The organism is Photorhabdus sp. RW14-46 (assembly GCF_963887965.1).
Taxonomy (GTDB): domain Bacteria; phylum Pseudomonadota; class Gammaproteobacteria; order Enterobacterales; family Enterobacteriaceae; genus Photorhabdus; species Photorhabdus laumondii.
Map to the genome: position 1 here is coordinate 77,478 of NZ_CAWPHH010000015.1, position 23,346 is coordinate 100,823.

The following is a 23,346-nucleotide window of genomic DNA, read 5'->3' on the forward strand; positions in this document are numbered from 1 at the left end:
GATGACTGTTGAGAATGACAGTTTTCAAATAACTAACAGATTCATTGAGGTAGTAAGTAGATGAAAGATAGCATGGCTAAAAAGGAAATTATCTTTGATGCTGGATTAGTGCAAGTACTGTCAAACAAGGTCGGTGACGACATATCTGTTCAGAAACTTAATTTGTTGTCAGAGGCTGAACGTACACTGCTATTGGAAACTTGGAATGCCACTGAAACCGTCTATCCTGACCAGTTAGGTATCCATCAGTTGTTTGAACGACAAGTGGAGAAAACCCCGACTGCGACGGCGTTAATCGCAGGGGATAAGACCCTGAGTTATGCGGAATTGAATGCTTGTGCTAACCGACTGACTCATCAACTGATTAAGCAGGGGATTGGCCCGAATGATCATGTGGCAATCCTGTTAGAGCGATCTATCGAATTGGCGGTAGCTCAATTGGCTATTCTCAAGGCGGGGGCGGTTTATGTCCCTATCGATACCAGCGTGCCGGACGAGAGAAAAAAGTGGTTGATAAACGATGGCTTCGCCAAATTGTTGCTCACCGGCGCACAAGCGAATATCCCGGCTAATCTGGATATCCCGCTAATTCGTCTCTCTGATGAGACAGACGCGGACAAGGCGGAAGAGAGTTTTAATCCTGACTTACTTTATTCCGGTACTGCGCCAGCGTATATCATGTACACCTCCGGCTCGACTGGCACCCCCAAAGGGGTGATCGTGCCTCACCGCGCTGTGGTCCGGCTGGTTATTAATAATGGTTATGTTGAAATTGAACCCAATGATCGGGTTGCTTTCGCGGCTAACCCGGCTTTCGATGCCAGTACTTTTGAAGTGTGGGCCCCTTTACTCAATGGTGGGGCATTGGTGGTTATCGACCACACCACTTTGTTGACGCCGCCGGAATTTGTACAGGCATTAGACCGTTATCAAATTAATATCTTATGGTTAAGCGTCGGCCTGTTTAACCGGCTGGCGGCGGAGTTGTCTCCAGTTTTGCCGCAGTTGAAAAACCTGATTGTCGGCGGCGATATTCTTGATCCCTATGTGATTTCCCAGGTTTTACGCAACAACCCGCCTCAGCAGTTATTGAATGCCTATGGACCGACCGAGGGTACCACCTTTACCACCACATATCGGATTGAAACCTTGCCCACGGGAGCGACCAACATTCCTATTGGTCGACCAATTGCCAACACGCGGGTTTACTTACTGGATGAGCAGGGCCTGCCCGTGCCGTTGGGGAGGATGGGCGAGATCTATGTTGGTGGCGACGGGGTGGCCTGTGGTTATCTCAATCGCCCTGAATTGACTGCTGAACGCTTTTTGGTTGATCCATTTAGTGATGTGCCGGATGCGCGGATGTACCGGACCGGCGATTTAGCTCGCTACCTGCCGGATGGCAATCTGGAATTTTTGGGCCGCAACGATCAGCAGGTGAAAATCCGCGGGTTCCGGATTGAACCGGGAGAAATTGAAGCCCGATTGGTGGAGTATTCGGCAGTACGTGAAGCGGTGGTGTTGGTGTTAGGTGAGGGGCAGGACAAGCAGTTAGTTGCTTATGTGCTGGCAGAGTCGGATAACGAATTGCCTACCCACTTGCGTGAGCACCTAAGTGCGCGATTGCCTGATTATATGGTGCCGGTGGCCTTTGTACGGTTGGATGAATTCCCGCTAACGCCTAATGGCAAACTGGATCGTCGGGCGTTACCGGCACCGGGTGAAAACGCCTTTGCCCGTCAGGTTTACGCCGCACCGCAAGGGGAGCGGGAAATTGCATTGGCTACTATCTGGCGTGAGTTATTGGGTATTGAGCAGATAAGTCGGTATGACAGCTTCTTTGCCCTAGGCGGCCATTCACTGCTCGGCGTACGCATGATTGAACAGCTACGCCATTTAGGGCTGACGTTATCTGCCCGCGACCTGTTTCAATCACCAATACTGGCGGAGTTGGCCCAAACATTGGGGCAGCATCAGATTGTGACAGTGCCGCCGAATGTCATTACCCCGGCAACCACCGCGCTGACACCGGAGATGTTACCGCTGATTGATTTGACTCAGCCTGAGATTGATCACATCGTCGAGCAGGTGCCGGGTGGGGGGGCTAATATTCAAGATATCTATGCACTGTCACCGTTGCAGGACGGTATCTTGTTTCACCATCTGCTGGCGAAAGAAGGTGATCCTTACTTGCTGGCCTATCCAATGATCTTTGCTGACCGTGGTTTGCTAGACCGCTATTTATTTGCGGTACAACAGGTGGTTGACCGTCATGATATTTTGCGTACCGCTTTTATCTGGCAAGGATTATCTGTTCCGGCGCAGGTGGTTTGGCGTCAGGCCCCATTGTCAGTCACTGAACTGACGCTGAACTCAGCTGACGGGCCCGCCGGTGATCAACTGGCGCAACGTTTTGATCCGCGGCAATACCGTCTCGATCTCAGTCAGGCACCGTTGTTACGCTTTGTGATAGCACAGGAAGAGGATGGCCGCTGGTATGTATTGCAATTACAACATCACCTGATTGGCGACCATACCACGCTGGAAGTCATGAACCTCGAAGTTCGGGCCTATCTTGACGAACAGGATGATAACCTGCCGACACCGGTACCTTTCCGCAATCTGGTGGCTCAGGCTCGGCAGGGGGTTGACCAGACAGAACATCACCGATTCTTTACCGACATGTTGGCAGAAGTGGATGAACCGACATTACCGTTTGGGCTGACCGAGGTACATCGTGATGGTTCTCAGGTCACACAAGCGCACCGGATGTTGTCTCCCCTGCTGAATGATCGTCTACGTGCTCAGGCGAGACGCATGGGTGTCAGTCTGGCAACCCTGTGCCATCTAGCTTGGGCACAGGTGCTGTCGCGTACCAGCGGACAAGAGAAAGTGGTGTTTGGTACCGTGCTATTTGGGCGTATGGCCGCCGGGGAAGGGGCCGACAGTGGCATGGGGCTGTTTATCAATACCTTACCGTTGCGGCTGGATATCGATGATACCTCGGTACACAATAGCGTCAGGATGGCGCATACCCGATTAGCTGGATTGTTGGATTATGAGCATGCTTCATTGGCGCTGGCTCAACGTTGCAGTGGGGTACAGGGCGGCACGCCGCTTTTTAGTGCTCTGTTGAATTACCGGCATAATGAGCAACCGATGATCCCGCATGAGGTAATGCCGGGTATTGAATTTCTCGGTGAACAGGAGCGGACCAACTACCCGTTTGTGCTGTCGGTGGAGGATGGTGGCGATACCCTGGGGCTGACTGCTCAGGTAGTACAACCATTTGATTCAGAACGAGTATGTGGTTACATGCAACAGGCGCTGGAAAGTCTGGCGGATACCCTTGAACAGGCCCCGGAAACGCCGGTACGGGCGCTAAATGTTTTGCCTGCATCGGAACGCACGTTGTTGCTGGAAACGTGGAACGCGACAGAAACCCCCTATCCTGAACAACACTGTATTCATCAGTTGATTGAACAACAAGCGGAGAAAACTCCAGAGGCCGAGGCGTTGGTGTATGAAAATCAAACGCTTAGCTATGGACAACTGAATATCAGCGCTAACCGGCTTGCTCATCAACTGATTGCCTTGGGTGTTGTGCCAGAGCAACGGGTGGCGATTTGTATGGCAAGTTCACCGGCGCGGGTGATAGCGGTGCTAGCGGTGCTGAAAGCAGGCGGAACTTATGTACCGCTGGATCCGGCTTATCCGGGAGAACGATTGTCACATATCCTGACCGATGCCGTCCCGGCTGAGGGGGTGAAGGCAATAGTGTTGGCGGATAGTACTGGGCGGGCTGCATTGGGTGAGCAAATGCTTGCGGGGCTGACGGTACTAGACCCGAATATCTTACCTGATCAGCCGGATAACAATCCGCAGGTTTCTGCCTTAACTTCTCGCCACCTAGCCTACGTGATTTACACTTCTGGATCGACCGGGATACCCAAAGGGGTGATGATTGAGCATCGTGGGCTAGTCAATCTGATCCGGGATAAAATTATCCAATTCGACATTCGCCCTGTTAGTCGGATGTTACAGTTTGCTTCATTTGGCTTTGATGCCGGTGTCTGGGAAATCATGATGGCATTAGGCAGTGGAGCCTGTTTGGTTATTCCGGCCGAAACCGTTCGTCAAGATCCGAGTCGCCTCTGGCATTACCTGGAAGAACAATCGGTGACGCACGCTTGCTTGACCCCTGCTTTGTTGCGAGAAGGGGCCGATTTGCCAACGATAACAATAAAACCGACATTAATATTGGGCGGTGAAGCCCCTAGCCCCGTGCTACTACGGGCGCTAAGTCATCAAGCAATCCTATTTAATGCCTATGGCCCGACAGAAATTACCGTCTGTGCCACCAGTTGGCGTTGTCCATCACACTATACTGATGTGTTGGTTCCCATTGGGCGTCCGACAGCGAATACCCGTATTTACCTACTGGATAACCACGGCCAGCCAGTCCCATTGGGCGCAGTGGGGGAACTCTATATTGGTGGGGATGGTGTCGCCCGTGGCTATCTCAATCGGCCAGATCTGACCGATGAACGCTTTCTGGCTGATCCATTTAGTGATGTTGCCGATGCCAGGATGTACCGGACCGGGGATTTGGTGCGCTACTTACCGGACGGCAATCTGGTGTTTGTTGGCCGTAACGACCAGCAGATTAAAATCCGTGGTTTCCGCATTGAGCCGGGAGAAATTGAAGCTCGGTTGGCAGAGCACCCGGTGGTGCGTGAAGCGCGGGTCGTGGCCTTGGGAGATGGGCAGGATAAACGTTTAGTTGCCTATGTTGTAGCCGAAGCGGATAGTGGACTGGCGGCCAGTTTGCACACTCATTTGAGCGCGATGTTGCCTGATTATATGGTGCCAGCGGCCTTTGTGCGTTTGGCGACCTTCCCGCTGACGCCAAACGGTAAATTGGATCATCAGGCATTACCGGCACCGGGAGAGGATGCTTTTGCTCGCCAAATTTATGTCGCGCCACAGGGAGACATGGAAATCGCAGTAGCGGCTATCTGGTGTGAATTACTGGGCATTGAGCAAATCGGCCGACACGATAATTTCTTTGCCTTGGGCGGACATTCCCTGTTGGCCGTGCGGATGATGAACCGGATAGCCGCTTTTAGTGTTGACCTGCCGTTGGCCGCGTTGTTTGTGTCTCCGTCATTGGCAACATTTACCGAGAAAATCTGCGCACAGATCTGTGCGCAACGTAATACGGGCAGTGATAAATTGCCTGAAATTAGGTCCATATCCCGTGATAGTGTCTTGCCGTTATCATTTGGTCAACAGCGTCTGTGGTTTCTGGCGCAATTTGAGGGAGTTAGTGATACCTACCATATTCCGACAGCCTTGCGTTTACGTGGACGGCTAAACTTTTCTGCCTGGCAGCAGGCTCTGAATCGCCTGTTTGCTCGCCACGAGGCGCTTCGTTCTGTTTTTATCACAGTTGATGGTCAGCCTCAGGTTGAACTGTTACCGGCGGAATTTGGTCTACCGGTGAAAAAATATGATTTGCGTAAAGCATCTAACGTGGACAAACAATTTAAGCGTTTGTGTGTACAGGAAGCCAAAACGCCGTTTGATCTTGCTCGTGGCCCCCTAATTCGTTGCGCATTGATCCAACTGGCCGATGAAGAGCATATATTCTTACTGACTCAGCATCATATTATCTCTGATGCTTGGTCTTTAAAGATACTTGAATCAGAACTGGTTGCACTTTACGCGGCGGGTCTAAATCAACAGCCAGATCCGTTGTTGCCATTGACCATTCAATATCCTGATTATGCGGCTTGGCAGCGGCAGGTATTTTCAGGTGAAGGAGTACAGGCACAGAGTGATTACTGGCGTCGGACGTTGGCAGATGCACCGGTGTTACTTGAATTGCCGATAGACAGACCTCGACCCTCTCAGCAATCATTTACCGGCGGCCGGGTAGCGGTGCACATTGATGCCCCGTTGGTACAGGCCCTAAAACATCTGGGGCAACAGCACGGTGCCACACTGTTTATGACGCTGTTAACCGCTTGGGCTGCATTGCTATCGCGCTTGTCTGGGCAGGATGATGTGGTCATTGGTATACCAAGCGCTAACCGCAATCTGCGGGAAATTGAACCACTGCTTGGCTTCTTTGTTAACACATTGGCGTTGCGTATCGATTTATCCGACATGCCGGATGTGGCCACACTACTGCGGCGTGTACGGCAGACGACACTGGGAGCGCAGGAGCATCAAGATCTGCCGTTCGAGCAGGTAGTGGAAATTGTTCAACCGCCGCGTAGACCGGAGCATACACCACTGTTCCAGGTAATGTTTGCCTGGCAAGAGAGTGAAACAGAGGAATGGCAATTACCGGAATTGGCGGTAACGCCATTTGAGCTAGGATACGATATAGCGAAATTCGATCTGCAACTGGAATTAACGGAGAAGGCGGGCGAAATTGTTGGAGAGCTGAACTACTCTTCTGCCCTGTTCGACCATGAAACCATTGAAAGACAGGTGGGTTATTTGCAGGCTATATTGCGGGCAATAGTGAACCAGCCTCAACAACCTGTCACAGCTATCGATATTTTGTCATCCTCTGAGCGGGAGTTATTACTGGAAAATTGGAATGCGACCGAAGAACCGTATCCTACTCAGGTATGTGTCCATCAGTTGTTTGAACAACAGGTAGAGAAGACTCCGGACGTCATAGCGGTAATCTATGAAAACCAGACGCTCAGCTATGCAGAACTGAATGCCCGTGCTAATCGGCTAGCCCATCAGCTTATCGCTTTAGGCGTAGCGCCAGATCAGCGGGTGGCGATTTGTGTGACGCGCTCACTTACGAGAATCATCGGGTTATTGGCGGTGCTGAAAGCGGGCGGGGCCTATGTGCCGTTAGATCCAGCCTACCCCGGTGAACGTCTGGCTTATATGCTCACTGATGCGACACCGGTTATTTTGATGGCGGATAATGTCGGGCGGGCAGCATTAAGTGAAGACATTCTGGCGACGCTGACGGTGCTCGATCCGAATACCTTGCTGGAGCAGCCAGACCATAATCCGCAAGTCTCTGGACTGACCCCACAGCATCTGGCCTATGTGATTTACACTTCCGGCTCAACCGGTAGACCAAAAGGTGTGATGATTGAACATCGTAGTGTGGTTAATTTGACGCTGACACAAATTATCCAGTTTGATTTTTGCGCCACCAGCCGAATGTTGCAGTTTGCCTCATTTGGGTTCGATGCCAGTGTCTGGGAAATCATGATGGCGCTGAGTTGTGGGGCTATGCTGGTTATTCCTACAGAAACCGTGCGGCAAGATCCACAGCGCCTTTGGCGTTACCTGGAAGAGCAGGCGATAACCCATGCCTGTTTGACACCGGCTATGTTTCATGACGGCACCGATTTACCGGCGATAGCGATAAAACCAACCTTAATATTTGCAGGAGAAGCGCCGAGTCCCGCACTATTTCAGGCACTGTGCAGCCGGGCCGATTTGTTTAACGCTTATGGACCGACGGAAACCACCGTGTGTGCAACCACTTGGGATTGCCCAGCCGATTATACCGGAGGAGTCATCCCCATCGGCCGCCCGGCCGCCAACAAACGTCTCTATCTGCTGGATGAACACCGCCAGCCAGTTCCATTGGGCACAGTGGGAGAATTGTATATTGGTGGCGTTGGGGTAGCGCGTGGCTATCTCAATCGTCCTGAATTGACGGCTGAACGTTTCCTGAATGATCCATTTAGTGATGAAACGAATGCCCGAATGTACCGGACAGGAGATTTGGCTCGCTATTTGCCGGACGGCAATCTGGTGTTTGTCGGCCGTAATGACCAACAGGTTAAAATCCGTGGTTTCCGCATTGAGCCGGGAGAAATTGAAGCACGACTGGTTGAACACTCTGAGGTAAGTGAAGCGCTGGTATTGGCGTTGGGTGACGGGCAGGATAAACGTCTGGTGGCTTATGTGGTGGCGCTAGCGGATGACGGACTGGCGACCAAATTGCGTGAGCACCTGAGTGATATTTTGCCTGACTATATGATACCGGCGGCTTTTGTGCGTTTGGATGCCTTTCCGCTGACCCCTAACGGTAAGCTGGATCGCCGGTCGCTGCCAGCACCGGGGGAGGATGCCTTTGCTCGCCAAGCTTACCAAGTGCCACAAGGGGAAATTGAGATAGCATTAGCCACTATTTGGCGCGAATTGCTGAATGTTGAACAGGTTGGCCGACATGACAGTTTCTTTGCCTTGGGCGGTCACTCGCTGTTGGCAGTCAGGATGATCGAACGTTTACGGCGTATAGGATTGGGCCTGTCGGTGCAAACGCTATTCCAGCATCCGACATTAAGTGTATTGGCCCAATCTTTGGTGCCGCATCGTGAAATTAGCGTGCCTGATAACGGTATTACCGCGGATACCACTGTGCTGACGCCAGCAATGTTGCCGCTGATTGATCTGACTCAAGCTGAAATTGATCGTATTGTTGAGCAAGTACCGGGTGGAATTGCCAATATTCAGGATATCTATGCGTTGTCACCGTTACAGGATGGCATTTTATTCCACCATCTATTGGCAAAAGAGGGTGATCCCTATCTACTGATTACTCAACAGGCTTTTGCTGATCGACCTTTACTTAACCGCTATCTGGCTGCGGTTCAACAAGTGGTTGACCGCCATGATATCTTGCGTACCGCCTTTATCTGGGAAGGGTTGTCTGTGCCGGCTCAGGTAATTTGCCGTCAAGCACCTTTGTCAGTGACGGAATTGACGCTCAATCCGGCTGATGGAGCGATCAGTAATCAATTGGCTCAACGTTTTGACCCGCGTCGGCATCGTATTGACCTGAATCAGGCACCGTTATTACGTTTCGTTGTGGCACAAGAGAGCGATGGTCGTTGGATTTTGCTGCAATTGTTGCATCACTTGATTGGCGACCATACCACGTTGGAGGTGATGAACAGCGAAGTACAGGCTTGCCTCTTGGGGCAAATGGATAGCCTGCCTGCGCCGGTCCCGTTCCGCCATTTAGTGGCACAGGCTCGGCAGGGTGTCAGTCAGGCAGAACATACTCGCTTCTTTACTGACATGTTGGCTGAGGTGGATGAACCGACGCTGCTATTTGGGTTGGCGGAAGCACATCATGACGGTTCACAGGTGACGGAATCTCACCGGATGCTGACAGCGGGACTGAACGAGCGTTTACGTGGTCAGGCGCGGCGGTTGGGCGTCAGTGTAGCGGCGCTATGTCATCTGGCTTGGGCACAGGTGTTATCGCGTACCAGTGGGCAAACGCAAGTGGTGTTCGGTACGGTGCTGTTTGGACGTATGCAGGCGGGTGAAGGATCTGATAGTGGCATGGGGCTGTTTATTAACACCTTGCCGTTGCGATTGGATATCGATAATACCCCGGTGCGGGACAGTGTACGCGCAGCCCATAGCCGACTGGCGGGATTGTTGGAACATGAGCACGCTTCACTGGCGCTGGCGCAACGTTGCAGTGGCGTAGAGAGTGGTACACCATTATTTAATGCGCTGTTGAACTACCGACATAATACCCAGCCGGTCACACCAGATGAAATCGTGAGCGGCATCGAATTCCTTGGCGCACAGGAGCGGACCAACTATCCATTTGTGTTATCGGTAGAGGATAGTGGCTCTGATCTAGGGCTGACGGCTCAAGTGGTGCAACCATTCGATCCAGAACGGATATGTGGCTATATGCAACAGGCGTTGGCAAGTTTGGTGCAGGCGCTTGAGCAGGCGTCCGATATGCCGGTACAGCAGTTAGACATTCTGCCGGCAACTGAACGCACATTGTTGTTAAAAACTTGGAACGCCACTGAAACAGCCTATCCTGAGCGGTTGTGCATTCATCAACTGTTTGAACAGCAGGTGGAAAAGACCCCGGATGCCACGGCGCTGATACATGAAAACCAATCCTTTAGTTATGTGGAATTGAATGCTGATGCTAACCGATTGGCTCACCAACTTATTGCGCTGGGTGTAGCGCCGGATCAGCGGGTAGCGATTTGTGTAGCAAGTTCACCGGCGCGGATAGTGGCGCTGTTGGCGGTGTTAAAAGCGGGAGGCGCTTACGTGCCGTTAGACCCGGCCTATCCGGGTGAGCGTCTGGCCCATATTTTGACTGATGCTGAACCGATTATTTTATTGGCCGATAGTGTTGGTCGTTCAGCCTTAGGTGAGCAAATGCTTGTGGGGCAGACAGTGATTGATCCGCATTCATTGCCTAATCAACCGGATAACAACCCACAACTATCTACATTGACCTCCCGTCATCTGGCGTATGTGATTTACACCTCTGGTTCGACCGGCACGCCAAAAGGGGTGATGGTGGAACATCGTGGGTTAGTCAACCTTATTCAGGATAAAATCGCCCGATTTGACATTTGCCCCGCTAGTCGGATGTTGCAGTTTGCTTCATTTGGTTTTGATGCGGGTGTCTGGGAAATGATGATGGCGCTATGCGGTGGTGGTGCTCTGGTCATTCCTGATGAATCTGTCCGTCAGGATCCACAGCGCCTTTGGCATTATCTGCAAGAGCAGTCAGTGACGCACGCCTGTTTGACCCCGGCTTTGCTGCGGGATGGGGCTGATTTGCCGGTGATAACGGTAAAACCTACCTTGATATTAGGCGGTGAAGCGCCCAGTGTGGCGTTGCTTAAAGCGTTGCGCACCAAGGCCACGGTATTCAATGCTTATGGTCCAACGGAAATCACCGTTTGTGCAACCAGTTGGCGTTGCCCGCCAAACTATACCGATGTGTTATATACCGATGTGTTATATACCGATGTGTTAGTTCCCATCGGGCACCCAACAGCCAACACCTGTCTCTATCTGCTAGATGCCCTCGGTCAGCCCGTGCCGCTAGGGGCAGTGGGTGAACTCTATATTGGTGGCGTCGGTGTGGCGCGTGGCTATCTCAATCGTCCTGAACTGACTGACGAACGTTTCCTGGCAGACCCATTTAGTCATATTGCTGACGCCCGGATGTATCGAACTGGGGATTTAGTTCGCTATCTGCCGGATGGCAATCTGGTGTTTGTTGGTCGTAACGATCAGCAGATTAAAATCCGTGGTTTCCGCATTGAACCGGGAGAAATCGAAGCCCGGCTGACAGAATACTCCGGGGTGCGTGAAGCGCTGGTACTGGCCTTGGGCGACGGACAGGATAAACGGCTGGTGGCTTATGTGGCGGCGGAAGCGGATGACGGGTTGGTTAACCGTCTGCGTGAACATCTGAGTGGATTGTTACCTGATTACATGGTACCGGCGGCCTTTGTGCGGCTGGATGCTTTTCCGTTGACGCCTAACGGCAAGCTGGATCGCCGGGCATTACCCGCACCGGGGGAGGATGCTTTTGCCCGCCAGATTTACGCTGCACCGCAAGGAGAAACCGAAACCGCACTGGCTGCTATCTGGCGTGAATTACTCGGCGTTGAGCAGATCAGCCGGTACGACAGCTTCTTTGCCTTGGGGGGCCATTCGTTGCTTGCGGTACGGATGGTTGAACGTTTGCGTCATTTGGGTTTAACGCTGGCAGTACGTGATCTGTTCCAATCCCCGATATTGTCTGAACTGGCGCAAACATTAAGGCTGAATCAGACCGAAAAAGTGCCGGCCAACGTGATTACACCGGCCACCACGGTGTTAACGCCAGAAATGTTACCGCTGATTGATCTCACTCAGCTTGAGATTGATCGCATCGTCGAACAGGTACCGGGCGGGATAGCCAATATTCAGGATATCTATGCCTTATCGCCGTTGCAGGATGGGATTCTGTTCCACCATTTACTGGCAGACGAAGGTGATCCTTACCTGCTAGCGGGTCAAATGGCCTTTGCTGATCGGCCTTTGCTGGATCGTTATCTGGCGGCGGTTCAGCAGGTAATTAACCGTCATGACATCCTGCGGACCGCCTTTATCTGGCAAGGATTGTCTGTACCGGCTCAGGTCGTTTGTCGTCAGGCACCGTTGTCGGTGACGGAATTGACATTAGATGTGGCTGACGGGCCGATCAGCGACCAATTAGCGCAACGTTTTAACCCACGTCAATATCGCCTCGATTTGGGCCAAGCGCCGTTGCTGCGCTTTGTGGTGGCACAGGAAAGTGATAGCCGTTGGATTGTGTTGCAACTGATGCACCATTTAATTGGTGACCATACCGCGCTAGACGTGATGAGTAATGAAGTTCAGACATACCTTGACGGACAGGGCGGCAACCTGCCAGCGCCGGCACCCTTCCGCAATCTGGTAGCGCAGTCCCGGTTAGGGATGAGTCAGGCTGAACATACCCGTTTCTTTACTGAAATGTTGGCTGAGGTTGATGAACCGACGTTACCGTTTGGGCTGGCGGAAGTTCGCCATGATGGCTCGCAGATGACTGAATCGCACCGGATGTTGACCCCTGAGTTAAATAGCAGTTTACGTGGTCAGGCGCGGCGATTGGGAGTGAGCCTGGCTGCCCTATGTCATCTGGCTTGGGCACAGGTGTTATCGCGTACCAGCGGACAGCAGCAAGTGGTATTTGGTACCGTGTTGTTTGGACGCATGGCGGCGGGTGAAGGGGCTGAAAATGGCATGGGGCTGTTTATCAATACCTTGCCGCTACGGTTGGATATGGATGATACCCCGGTACGAGACAGCGTACAGGTAGCGCATCACCGGTTGGCGGGATTGTTGGAACACGAATATGCCTCGTTGGCACTGGCTCAACGTTGTAGCGGGGTGCAGGGAGGAACGCCGCTGTTTAGTACCTTGCTGAACTACCGACACAATATAGCTTCGGTGGAATCGAATGAAATCATGAGTGGTGTTGAATTTCTCGGTGCACAGGAGCGGACTAACTATCCGTTTACGCTGTCAGTAGAAGATTTTGGTGATGCACTGGGGCTGACAGCGCAAATCGCCCAGCCGTTTGATGCCGAGCGGGTGTGTGGTTATATGCAACAGGCGCTGGAAAGTCTGGTGGGCGCACTGGAACACGCCCCGGAAACCCCGGTTCAGCGGTTGGAAATTTTACCGGCAGTAGAAAGGAAACTGTTACTGAAAGTCGGCAATGGCCCGCAAACGGCCTATCCCGGCTCGTTGTGTATTCATCATCTGTTTGAACAGCAAGTGGCGAAAAATCCTGAGGCTACGGCACTGGTCTATGAAGAACAGGCTCTCAGCTACGCAGAATTGAATGCATGTGCTAACCGGCTGGCTCATCAGTTAATTGAACTCGGAGTGGAGCCCGATCAACGGGTGGCGATTTGTGTCACGCGTTCACCGTCAAGAGTAGTGGCGCTACTGGCGGTACTCAAAGCGGGTGGGGCTTATGTTCCCTTAGATCCAGCCTACCCGGGTGACCGGTTAGCTTATATGCTCACGGATGCGGCACCGTCAGTGGTACTGGCAGATAATGTGGGTCGTACTGCGCTAGGTGAACAGGCGCTTACCGCGTTAACGGTACTTGATCCGAATGTTCTGCCTGATCAACCGGATAACAATCCGTACATCCCGGCGCTGACCTCACGACATCTGGCGTATGTGATTTACACTTCTGGTTCCACCGGTACACCAAAAGGGGTGATGGTCGAACATCATGGCTTGGTCAATTTAATTTGGGAGAAAATCACCCAATTTGACATTCACTCGGATAGCCGGATGTTGCAATTTGCTTCATTTGGTTTCGATGCCAGTGTCTGGGAAATCATGATGGCACTGTGTGGGGGAGCTACCCTAGACATTCCGGTTGATAGCGTTCGTCAAGACCCGCTGCGTCTGTGGCGTTATCTGGAAGAACGGCGGGTAACACACGCCTGTTTGACCCCGGCTCTATTACGGGATGGGGCCGATTTACCGGCGATAACGATAAAGCCCACCTTGATACTGGGTGGAGAAGCACCCAGTGCGGCGTTGTTGCAAGCATTACGTGGTCGGGCAACGCTGTTTAATGCTTATGGCCCGACAGAAATCACCGTCTGTGCAACCTGTTGGTGTTGCCCGCCAGACTATACTGACATGCTGATCCCTATCGGGCGTCCGACAGCGAATACCTCTATTTATCTCTTGGATAATCATGGCCAGCCAGTGCCATTTGGAGCCGTGGGGGAACTGTACATTGGTGGTACTGGTGTCGCGCGTGGCTATCTCAACCGCTCTGATTTGACGACTGAACGTTTTCTGACGGATCTGTTCAGCGATCAACCGGATGCTCGTATGTACCGAACCGGGGATTTAGCCCGCTACCTGCCAGATGGCAATCTGCTGTTCGTTGGGCGTAATGATCAACAGATTAAAATCCGGGGTTTCCGCATTGAGCCGGGTGAAATCGAAGCGCGGTTGATGGAGTACTCTGATGTGCGTGAGGCGATTGTATTGGCACTGGGAGATGGTCAGGATAAACGGCTGGTGGCTTATGTCGCGGTGCCAGAGGATAACGAGCTGGCAAGCCAATTACATCGTCATTTGAGAGCCTTGTTGCCTGACTATATGGTACCGTCAGCCTTTGTGCGTCTGGACGCCTTTCCGTTGACGCCAAACGGCAAATTGGATCACCGGGCATTGCCGGTGCCTGATCAGAACGCCTTTGCTCGTCAGATCTATGAAGCGCCACAAGGAGAAACAGAGATCGCCTTGGCGGCTGTCTGGCGTGAATTACTGGGGGTTGAGCGAATTGGCCGGCATGACAACTTCTTTACCTTGGGTGGACATTCGCTGCTCGCTATGCGGATGATCAATCTGGCTGCAGAACGAGGGTTGATTTGCTCATTGAATAATCTGTTCCAATTCCCGGTGCTAGCGGAACTGGTGGCAGAGATCACCTCAGATTCGCTGTCTCAATCGCAAAGCAGCGCCATACCGGTGCGACCGGATGGAACCGAACCGCCGCTCTTCTTCGTGCCGAGTGGCATGGATGACTATTCCTATGTTTTTGGGCTGGCTCAGCATATTCAGGCGGATTACCCGATTTATGCGCTACCTTGGCCGTCTATCAATGAGGAGCAGACGTCGACCATTGAAGCTCTGGCGACCAGAATGATCACCTTTGTGAAGGCCGTGCAATCAGAAGGCCCGTATCGGATATACGGCTACTCTTCTGGCGGTATACTGGCTTATGCCATTGCTCAGCAACTGCTGCATGCCGGAGAGACAGTTAATTTCTTGGGGCTAATTGATACACCGGCTCCGCACTGTTTCAAGACACGAGTCGATCAACCTAAACTTCAGTTCCTTGCTGAATTGGCAAGGCAGTCAGTGGATGAACATCCTCAAGAGATTGCCGCATTGCATCAGAAAATGGATGAACTGAATTTAGTGCAATTTATTGCCGCAGCGCAGGAGCTGGAATTATACCCATCAAATCTGCGTCCTGACTTAATTGCCAAACGTTGGCTACAGATGGGAAATTATGTCCAGATGGTCAAGGATTATCAGCCGAAAGCACTGGCGATAACACTGCATCAATTCTATGCAATGGAATCTTATCCACAGATCCCGTTTGTTACCGATGTTGCGCTACAGTCCGTCACAATGGAACCGTCGTTAGGTTGGGAACAGATAGTTCCTGACTCTTCGCTACAGTTAACCTCGGTGCCGGGGGATCATTTTAGTCTGATGGAAGATAGTGAAAATAAAACTATTTTAGCTAAGACCTTAAGCATGGCGCTGGCAATGAATTGTGAAGCGGAGGCGCTGTAATGTCAGTGATATTGTGGGATGAAAAGCTATATTTAAACAAAGATAGTTAAAAATCAATTTGTCCGGTTAAAAGTTTTTATAATAGCCGGACAATCTTACTGAATATAGGCACCGAATGTTAATCACTTCGGTGCCTTATTTTTTTATCAAATCCTACACCTGATGCTAGTGGAGAAACCCTATTTTTCAGCATTGTCTACGCTTGTAAACAATGTTTACACTTTTAAACAATTCTTACACTTTTAAATTAATTTAAACACTCTTAATGCTTCAATGTCGAATATAATGGGAGTTATTTGCTGTCATTTACACACTTATAATCCTATGAGGTTTAAAATAATGATGATTATGTTTCTATCCTTTAAAGCAGAAGATGCTCTGTGAAAATGTGAGTAATAGGAGTTCTTATTAATTCATCGTGCTCGATTATTCTCATCTGTATGACTGAATTTATTCTCATTCGCATTAACTTAAGCTGATAATCATGCCTATTTTACTTGTTCCACTAAATATTTTACCTGTTGTGCCGTGGGGGTGAAAATTATTTTGGCTGTTGATTATCTTATTAATTAATTGAAAATAAAAGATAATTTAATATTTAAAACATTTGTTTGACCTATATGGATGATATGATTCACCGGCCGATTAATATTTTTAAAACAAGTTCAATTTTTATGAAAATAAATTCAATTTCGTTTATATTTCGTTGATATATTGTTTATTCAATCTCTTGATTAAGATGTTTTATCTCTGATTGAGATGAAGCAAAAAATGCTTTTAGATAAAAAATGACTTGATTTTATATAAATCTGTTTAGAGAATCCCTTTACCCAGAAAAATAGCCTGCCTGATAAATCCATTTATCTATTGCAGTGGGTGTTGTCGGTTTTCTCTTATTTTCCGCTTGGTTAGTGCCTGCTTTGAAATATCTGAATCCGGTTTTGTTTCTGAAATGCGTTGTGGCATGAACATCATGTCACTCATTCTATTTTATTGTTGAGGAGTCACTTATGACCCATAGTTTTCAAAACGAGATCCCTAAATCGCGTATTAATATCAAGTTAGATTTACATACAGGAGGTGCGCAGAAAAAAGTTGAGCTGCCGCTGAAATTATTGGTCATGGGGGATTATAGCAACGGGCAGGAACATCTCCCTCTTGGGGAAAGAAAAAAAGTGGCTATCAATAAAAACAATTTTGATAGCGTACTGGCTGAATTCAGTCCCGCGATTAACTTGACGGTCAAAAATACCTTGGCTGGAGATGGCAGCGAGGAGAATATCGCCCTTATTTTTCGGCAAATAAAAGACTTCGAGCCTGAACAAATTGCTCGTCAAATCCCGCAACTGCGGGCCCTGCTTTCTATGCGCCATCTATTGCGCGATCTGAGATCTAACCTGCTCGATAACACCACCTTTCGCCGGGAACTGGAACATATCCTCCAGGATCAAGCGTTAAGCGATGAGTTACGGGCTGAACTGGCCGCACTGGCACCAAAAACGATTTGATTATTACGGTATATATCAGGAGATAGGATTAATGACTGAACAACAAACCGCTGCGGCGGCGATAACGACTCACGCCGAAGGCAGTGTTTATCAATCGTTATTTAAGAAAATCAATTTACAGCCGGTGGAGCAGTTAAGCGATATTGATCGCTTTCAGAGCAGTGATGCGCTGGCTGATGTGACGGTAGACGAGCGGGTCACGGCGGCTGTCAGCGTTTTTCTCTCTGTGCTGAAAACCTCGGCGCAAAGGGTTAAACGGCTGGATAAGGCATTATTGGATAACCATATCCGCGAGTTGGACGAGCAAATCAGCCGTCAATTGGATGTGGTCATGCATCACCCTGAGTTTCAGCAGGTGGAATCTGCCTGGCGCGGCCTGAAATTCTTGGTTGATCGTACTGATTTTCGTCAGAACGTCAGGATTGAAGTGTTGGACGTCACCAAAGAGGATTTGCGGCAAGATTTTGACGATGCGCCGGAAATTGTTCAGAGCGGTTTCTATCACCACACTTACATTCAAGAATACGATACACCGGGCGGTGAACCTATCGGATCGGTGATTGCCAATTATGAATTTGATGCCGGCACGCAGGATATTGCGCTGTTGCGTAATATCGCCAAAGTTTCGGCGGCGGCGCATATGCCATTCATTGCCGCTGCTGGTCCGGCTTTTTTTGGCAAACAAACGATGGATGAAGTGGCCGCGATTAAAGATATCGGTAACTACTTTGACCGCGCCGAATACATCAAGTGGCAAGTGTTCCGCGACAGCGACGATGCACGCTATATCGGCTTGACTTTACCCCGCGTGCTAGGGCGTTTGCCCTATGGCCCGGACACCGTACCGGTGCGGACTTTTAACTATGTTGAAGAGGTCACCGGTCCGGATCACGATAAATATTTATGGGCCAACGCCGCCTTTGCTTTTGGTGCAAACATGATCAAGAGCTTTGTCAGTAATGGCTGGTGTGTCCAGATCCGCGGTCCAAAAGCGGGGGGAGCGGTGACTGATTTGCCGATCCACCTCTACGATTTGGGGACCGGTAATCAGGTCAAAATTCCATCAGAAGTGATGATTCCAGAAACCCGCGAATTTGAATTTGCGAATCTGGGCTTCATTCCGCTCTCTTACTACAAAAACCGGGATTATGCCTGCTTCTTTTCCGCTAACTCGGCGCAAAAACCGGCATTGTATGACACCGATGAAGCGACGGCTAACAGCCGTATCAATGCGCGTCTGCCCTATATCTTCCTGCTGTCACGTATTTCCCATTATTTGAAACTGATTCAACGGGAGAACATCGGCACCACGAAAGATCGACGTCTGCTTGAAATCGAACTGAACAACTGGATCAACACCTTGGTAACTGAGATGACCGATCCTTCCGATGATTTGCAGGCATCTCATCCGCTGCGTGAAGCGCACGTCATTGTCGAAGATATTGACGACAACCCCGGTTTCTTCCGGGTCAAGTTGTATGCGGTGCCGCATTTTCAGGTAGAGGGGCTCGACGTCAATCTGTCGCTGGTTTCTCAAATGCCGAAATCCAAAGGTTAACAATAGGGGAGCATCATGAAAATTGAGCGCCCGCTATGGGTAACAGGAACCATCTTGTCTCCCCAACAGTTTCAGCAGCAGGCTCGTTGGGAGGCATATGCCAATGAGTCGATTGCTCGTCTGGGACTGGCGCATCCTTGGGGCGTGCTGACCGCGGTGTTTGATCAACACACCTTAGCGTTGGGGCAGTTGAAAGCGGATCACCTGTGCGTGCGTTTTGCCGATGGATCGCTGATTGACACCGATCAGGCGGATCGCTTACCGCCGGTGCTGGAATTGGCCGCCGTTTTGCCGACAGATGCGCAGCAGGTCACGGTCTTACTGGCATTGCCGTACACTTACGCCAATGGTGGTAACTGTCTTAAACCCGATGAACGCGCCGATCGTCCGGTGCGTTACCAGCAGGAGTGGGTACCGGTACAGGATGAATTCAGTGATCGCAGTGAATCGATGGCGGTTGCTCGTTATGCGATATCGCTGCGTTTTGACAGCATGGAAAACGGTCAATATCTCACCTGCCCGGTGGCGCGTCTGTTGCGCGATGCTCAAGGAAAATGGATTTTTGATGAGCAATTTGTGCCGCCATTACTGCGTCTTAGCGCACATGCCGGTTCGATAGCTCGGCTCGATCAGTTGTTGACGCAGTTACGCGCTAAACAGGCTCGATTGATGGCAATGCGCCGAGAGAGCAATGAGCGGATGGCGGATTTTGCGGTGGCGGATGTGTCGTTGTTCTGGCTGCTTAATGCGCTTAACAGTTATGAACCGATATTGAGTGATTTTAAGGCCCATCCAGATGTGCATCCAGAACTGTTCTACCGTGAAGCGGTAAGGCTGGCGGGCAGTCTGTTGACCTTTTCACTGGACCATAACGCCAGCGTGATCCCGCGTTATCAGCACGATAATTTGACGGCGGTATTCCCGCCGCTATTTGACTTGCTGAGACAATTGCTGGAGATCAGCTTGCCGTCGCGGATGGTGACGATTGAGTTGAAGAAACCATCGGAACAGCAGTGGATAGCCACTCTCCACGATGCCCGTTTATGTGAAGCGGCGGATTTTTATCTCTCTGTCCGCTCTTCCATACCGGCACACCAGTTGTACACCCGGTTCCCGCTGTTATGTAAAGCCGGTGCGCCGGATGAGGTTGATCGGATGATTAGCCGGTCATTAACCGGCATCCCCTTAGTCGCACTTAGCCATGTCCCGGCCGCGATCCCGTTGCGGCTGGAGAACCAGTACTTTGCCCTTGATCTCACCCATCCGGCGGGCAAAGCCATGCTGGCGGCAGGGAGCTGTGCTTTCTACGTGCCCGGAGTACTGGGCGATATTCAGCTTGAACTGTTTGCGGTATTGAGGACATGAATAAATCACCTTTATCAACTAAAAAATCGCCACCGGATATCGATGCCTTGTTACAGAACAGCTACCTGTTGGTGGCAGAGCTCTGTCAGGGCGCATCGGTGGAACAGGCGGAGGTGGTGTGGCAGCACTGCACCCGCGAGATAGAACAGACACGGCAAGCGCTGAGAGATGCGGATGTTAGCGAATCCGCGATAAATCATATCAGCTACGCCCAGTGCGCCCTGCTGGATGAAACCGTGCTGGAGCGAGCGCCGGAACAGGGATATGCAGCCTGGCGGGCAACATCATTACAGGAGCATTTCTTTGATACCGCCGAGGCCGGTAACCAGTTGTATGAACGGATGCGTACTGTACTGAATGAACCGGCCCCCGATCGGGCAGTACTGACCTGTTTTCACCGCGTGTTGCTGTTGGGATTTCAGGGAAAGTGTCAGGAGGATACCTCATTGATACGTGAACAACTGGTGACTCGCTTGAGTCAACAGGTCGTACCTTTCGGCACGGCTCAGCAATCACCGGTGTTAACCAATGTGCCATTGTCCCATCTCAGGCTACGCTCCATCGTCGGCCAACTAGCCGTGGCGATCTCTGGGATGGTCATCGTGTTGTTCGGTGTCTGGTGGGGGTTAGGTCACTATCTGGCAACGCTATTTCCGGGGTTGGCGAGATGAGTGTCATGTTGCGACGGGTGTTATGGGGATGGGGGGCTGGGCTGGCGCTGCTGCTCTGTCTGGTCTGGTTGCCCTTATCGCCGGTGGGCCGGTGGGTGGGGGCAGTCATTATCCTGCTCTGTACGCTGATGGGGCTGTTTTATCGCGGGCGTTCTCAACGGCGAGAGCGCCTTAACAGCCTGTCAGCGGTACTGCCGCCTGAAAGTAATCGCCTGCCGGTGGTGTTGGTATATAGCGACATTCAGGACAGCTTGTTTGGTAATGAACTGTTGCGTCAGACGCCACAAGGCTATTGGTTGTGCTTACCGACAGGGACTTCTCTGTCTGACGCGATAGTTAGCTTGCTGGCCGCCCGGCCCTCTTGGGGCGGTCAGTTAAGTGTGATGGCGGTGATAAACCCGCAGCAATACCGTGACGCCGCCGTACTGGCTGGTTGGGTGCGAGAACTACGCTGGCAGTTATCTCAAGCGCGTCAACGACATGCTATCCCGCTGCCTTTACTGCTAGCGGGTTACGTAGCCGGGCCGTCCCGACAACCTGACGATTCACCGTGGTTTGAGTGGCAATCAGGACGAACCACGGTAACGGCTTGGCGCGAAGGTGCCTCTTTTCAACCACTCGCGGATTGGTTGGAACAGGGCACGCTGGCAGAACAGATGGCACGTTTTCAGTGTGGGGTTGAGTTGACTGGCTGGGCTGATTGGATGAAGGCGCATGTATTGCCCGTCTGCCTGACCCCGGAAGATGGCTTATCTCCTTGTCCGCCGCTGGCGATGGTATTGAAGTTTGTACCGGCATTACCGCATTGGGTAACCGGCCATGTCTGGCAACAGTGGTTACAAACCAAAACGGCGCTGAACAGGGCGGGCGATCCGATAGCCACATCGGCTACCGCTACATTGCCATTCCCGGACAGTGTAGTGCGCCTGCTGCCCACCAGTGCGCTACAAACAGCGCTACAGCGGGCCGTGGGGATAGCTCTGGGGCTGTTTCTGCTGGCGGGCATAACAGCGCTAGGTTGCTCGGCCTGGCATAACCGACAGTTATTGCGTCAGGTGGAGAGTGACCTGCTGCATTACCGGTCTATTGCCGCGACGGATGAGAGCCGCAAGGCACAGGCGGTGGCGGTACTGAGGGATGATGCCGATCGGCTTGAGAAGTATCACCGGGATGGCGTGCCGTGGCGTCTGGGATTGGGGCTATATCAAGGAGCACGATTACCTCCGCCATTGCATGCGGCCATTGCCGGCTACCACGCTAAACCGAGGGAGAAAACGCCGGTAACGCCGGGGGAACCACAGACCATCAGCCTTAACAGTCTGGCGCTGTTTGATGTGGGACAGGCGAAACTGAAAGCGGGTTCGACCAAAGTATTAGTCAACGCACTAATCAACATCCGTGCCAAACCGGGCTGGATGATCCTCATCGCCGGACATACTGATTCCACTGGTGATGCCACGAAAAATCAGGCGCTGTCACTGGCACGCGCCGAAGCAGTACGCGATTGGATGTTACAAACCAGCGACATATCGCCGGCTTGCTTCACTGTACAAGGCAAGGGAGCAACGAATCCAATTGCGACTAACACAACCGCTGCGGGGCGAGCTGCCAATCGCAGGGTTGAAATCCGTCTGATACCGCATGTGGCCGCCTGTGCGCGACCGCAGAAAGTACCGGACACCTTATCAACAACGTCGCCGCTACCGGCGACATCACTTAAGTAACAATTATAGGAGTAATCATTATGGCGATTCCCGCTTATTTATGGCTGAAAGATGACGGCGGTGCTGACATCAAGGGCTCTGTCGAGGTACGGGGCCGGGAAGGTAGTATTGAAATTGTGGCGTTGGAACATATGTTGCACATCCCGACGGACAACAATACCGGCAAACTGACGGGGACCCGTGTGCATGCCCCATTGGTATTCACCAAAGAGGTGGATGCATCAAGTCCCTATTTGTATAAAGCGGTCACCACCGGCCAGACCCTGAAATCTGCTGAAATCAAATGGTACAACATTGACGACGCAGGTCAGGAGAAAGAGTACTTCATCACCCAACTGGACAACGTGAAGGTGGTGAAAGTGGCACCGCTGATGCATGACATCAAAGACCCTACCAAAGAGAAGCACAACCATCTGGAACGCATTGAGTTGCGTTACGAAAAAATCACCTGGACCTACAAAGACGGCAACATCATTCACGCTGATGCGTGGAATGAGCGCACGACGGCGTAACAAGCTTGGCAGACGGATTAATCCGTCTGCTGTTGTTTCATTTTTTGCGTAATCGCGGGGGCGGGAGGCCCCGCGATAAAAAACTGAAAACCAGATAAATCATGACCTTATGGGCCTCGGTATACGGCTATGGGCGGTAGCGTACCCGCACGACTGAGGAATAATCGGGAGAAAATATGACGAACCTAACACCGATGATCATCTTTGATCACAGCCGTTACAGACTAAAAGTGTGGCGCAATAAAGCACCGCTGGATGTGCTGGCCTTTACCGGGCAGGAAGCCTTAAGCCAGCCGTTTCGCTATGCCATTG

Annotated in this window: 7 protein-coding genes; all 7 read left to right on the forward strand. The window is 51.4% G+C overall.

Annotation, left to right across the window (positions count from 1 at the left end; genetic code table 11):
- Positions 1-60: 60 nt before the first annotated feature.
- The 7 genes from AACQ38_RS13810 to AACQ38_RS13840 all read left to right on the forward strand — a co-directional run bounded on the left by AACQ38_RS13810 (position 61) and on the right by AACQ38_RS13840 (position 23,034).
- On the forward strand, positions 61-15,696 hold the full coding sequence (locus AACQ38_RS13810; protein ID WP_165578373.1) for a non-ribosomal peptide synthetase: 15,636 nt from the start codon (positions 61-63) through the stop codon (positions 15,694-15,696).
- Between the two features lie 1,010 nt (positions 15,697-16,706).
- Positions 16,707-17,204: a type VI secretion system contractile sheath small subunit gene (gene tssB / locus AACQ38_RS13815; RefSeq protein WP_011147462.1), complete on the forward strand. Its 498-nt coding sequence runs from the start codon at positions 16,707-16,709 to the stop codon at positions 17,202-17,204.
- Between the two features lie 31 nt (positions 17,205-17,235).
- Positions 17,236-18,762, forward strand: a complete 1,527-nt coding sequence (tssC, locus tag AACQ38_RS13820) for a type VI secretion system contractile sheath large subunit (RefSeq protein WP_165578374.1) — start codon at positions 17,236-17,238, stop codon at positions 18,760-18,762.
- A gap of 15 nt (positions 18,763-18,777) precedes the next feature.
- Entirely contained in the window at positions 18,778-20,127 is a 1,350-nt protein-coding gene (tssK, locus tag AACQ38_RS13825) for a type VI secretion system baseplate subunit TssK (RefSeq protein ID WP_011147460.1), read from the forward strand.
- Positions 20,124-20,798: a type VI secretion system protein TssL, short form gene (gene tssL, locus AACQ38_RS13830; protein ID WP_165578375.1), complete on the forward strand. Its 675-nt coding sequence runs from the start codon at positions 20,124-20,126 to the stop codon at positions 20,796-20,798. Before tssK ends, tssL begins: the two co-directional genes overlap by 4 nt.
- Positions 20,795-22,522 carry an OmpA family protein gene (locus AACQ38_RS13835; protein WP_165578376.1) on the forward strand — a complete coding sequence of 576 codons (1,728 nt, stop codon included), beginning with the start codon at positions 20,795-20,797 and terminating at the stop codon, positions 22,520-22,522. The genes tssL and AACQ38_RS13835 overlap by 4 nt, the downstream gene beginning before the upstream one ends.
- A gap of 20 nt (positions 22,523-22,542) precedes the next feature.
- Positions 22,543-23,034: an Hcp family type VI secretion system effector gene (locus AACQ38_RS13840; protein ID WP_011147458.1), complete on the forward strand. Its 492-nt coding sequence runs from the start codon at positions 22,543-22,545 to the stop codon at positions 23,032-23,034.
- The last annotated feature ends 312 nt before the right edge of the window (positions 23,035-23,346 follow it).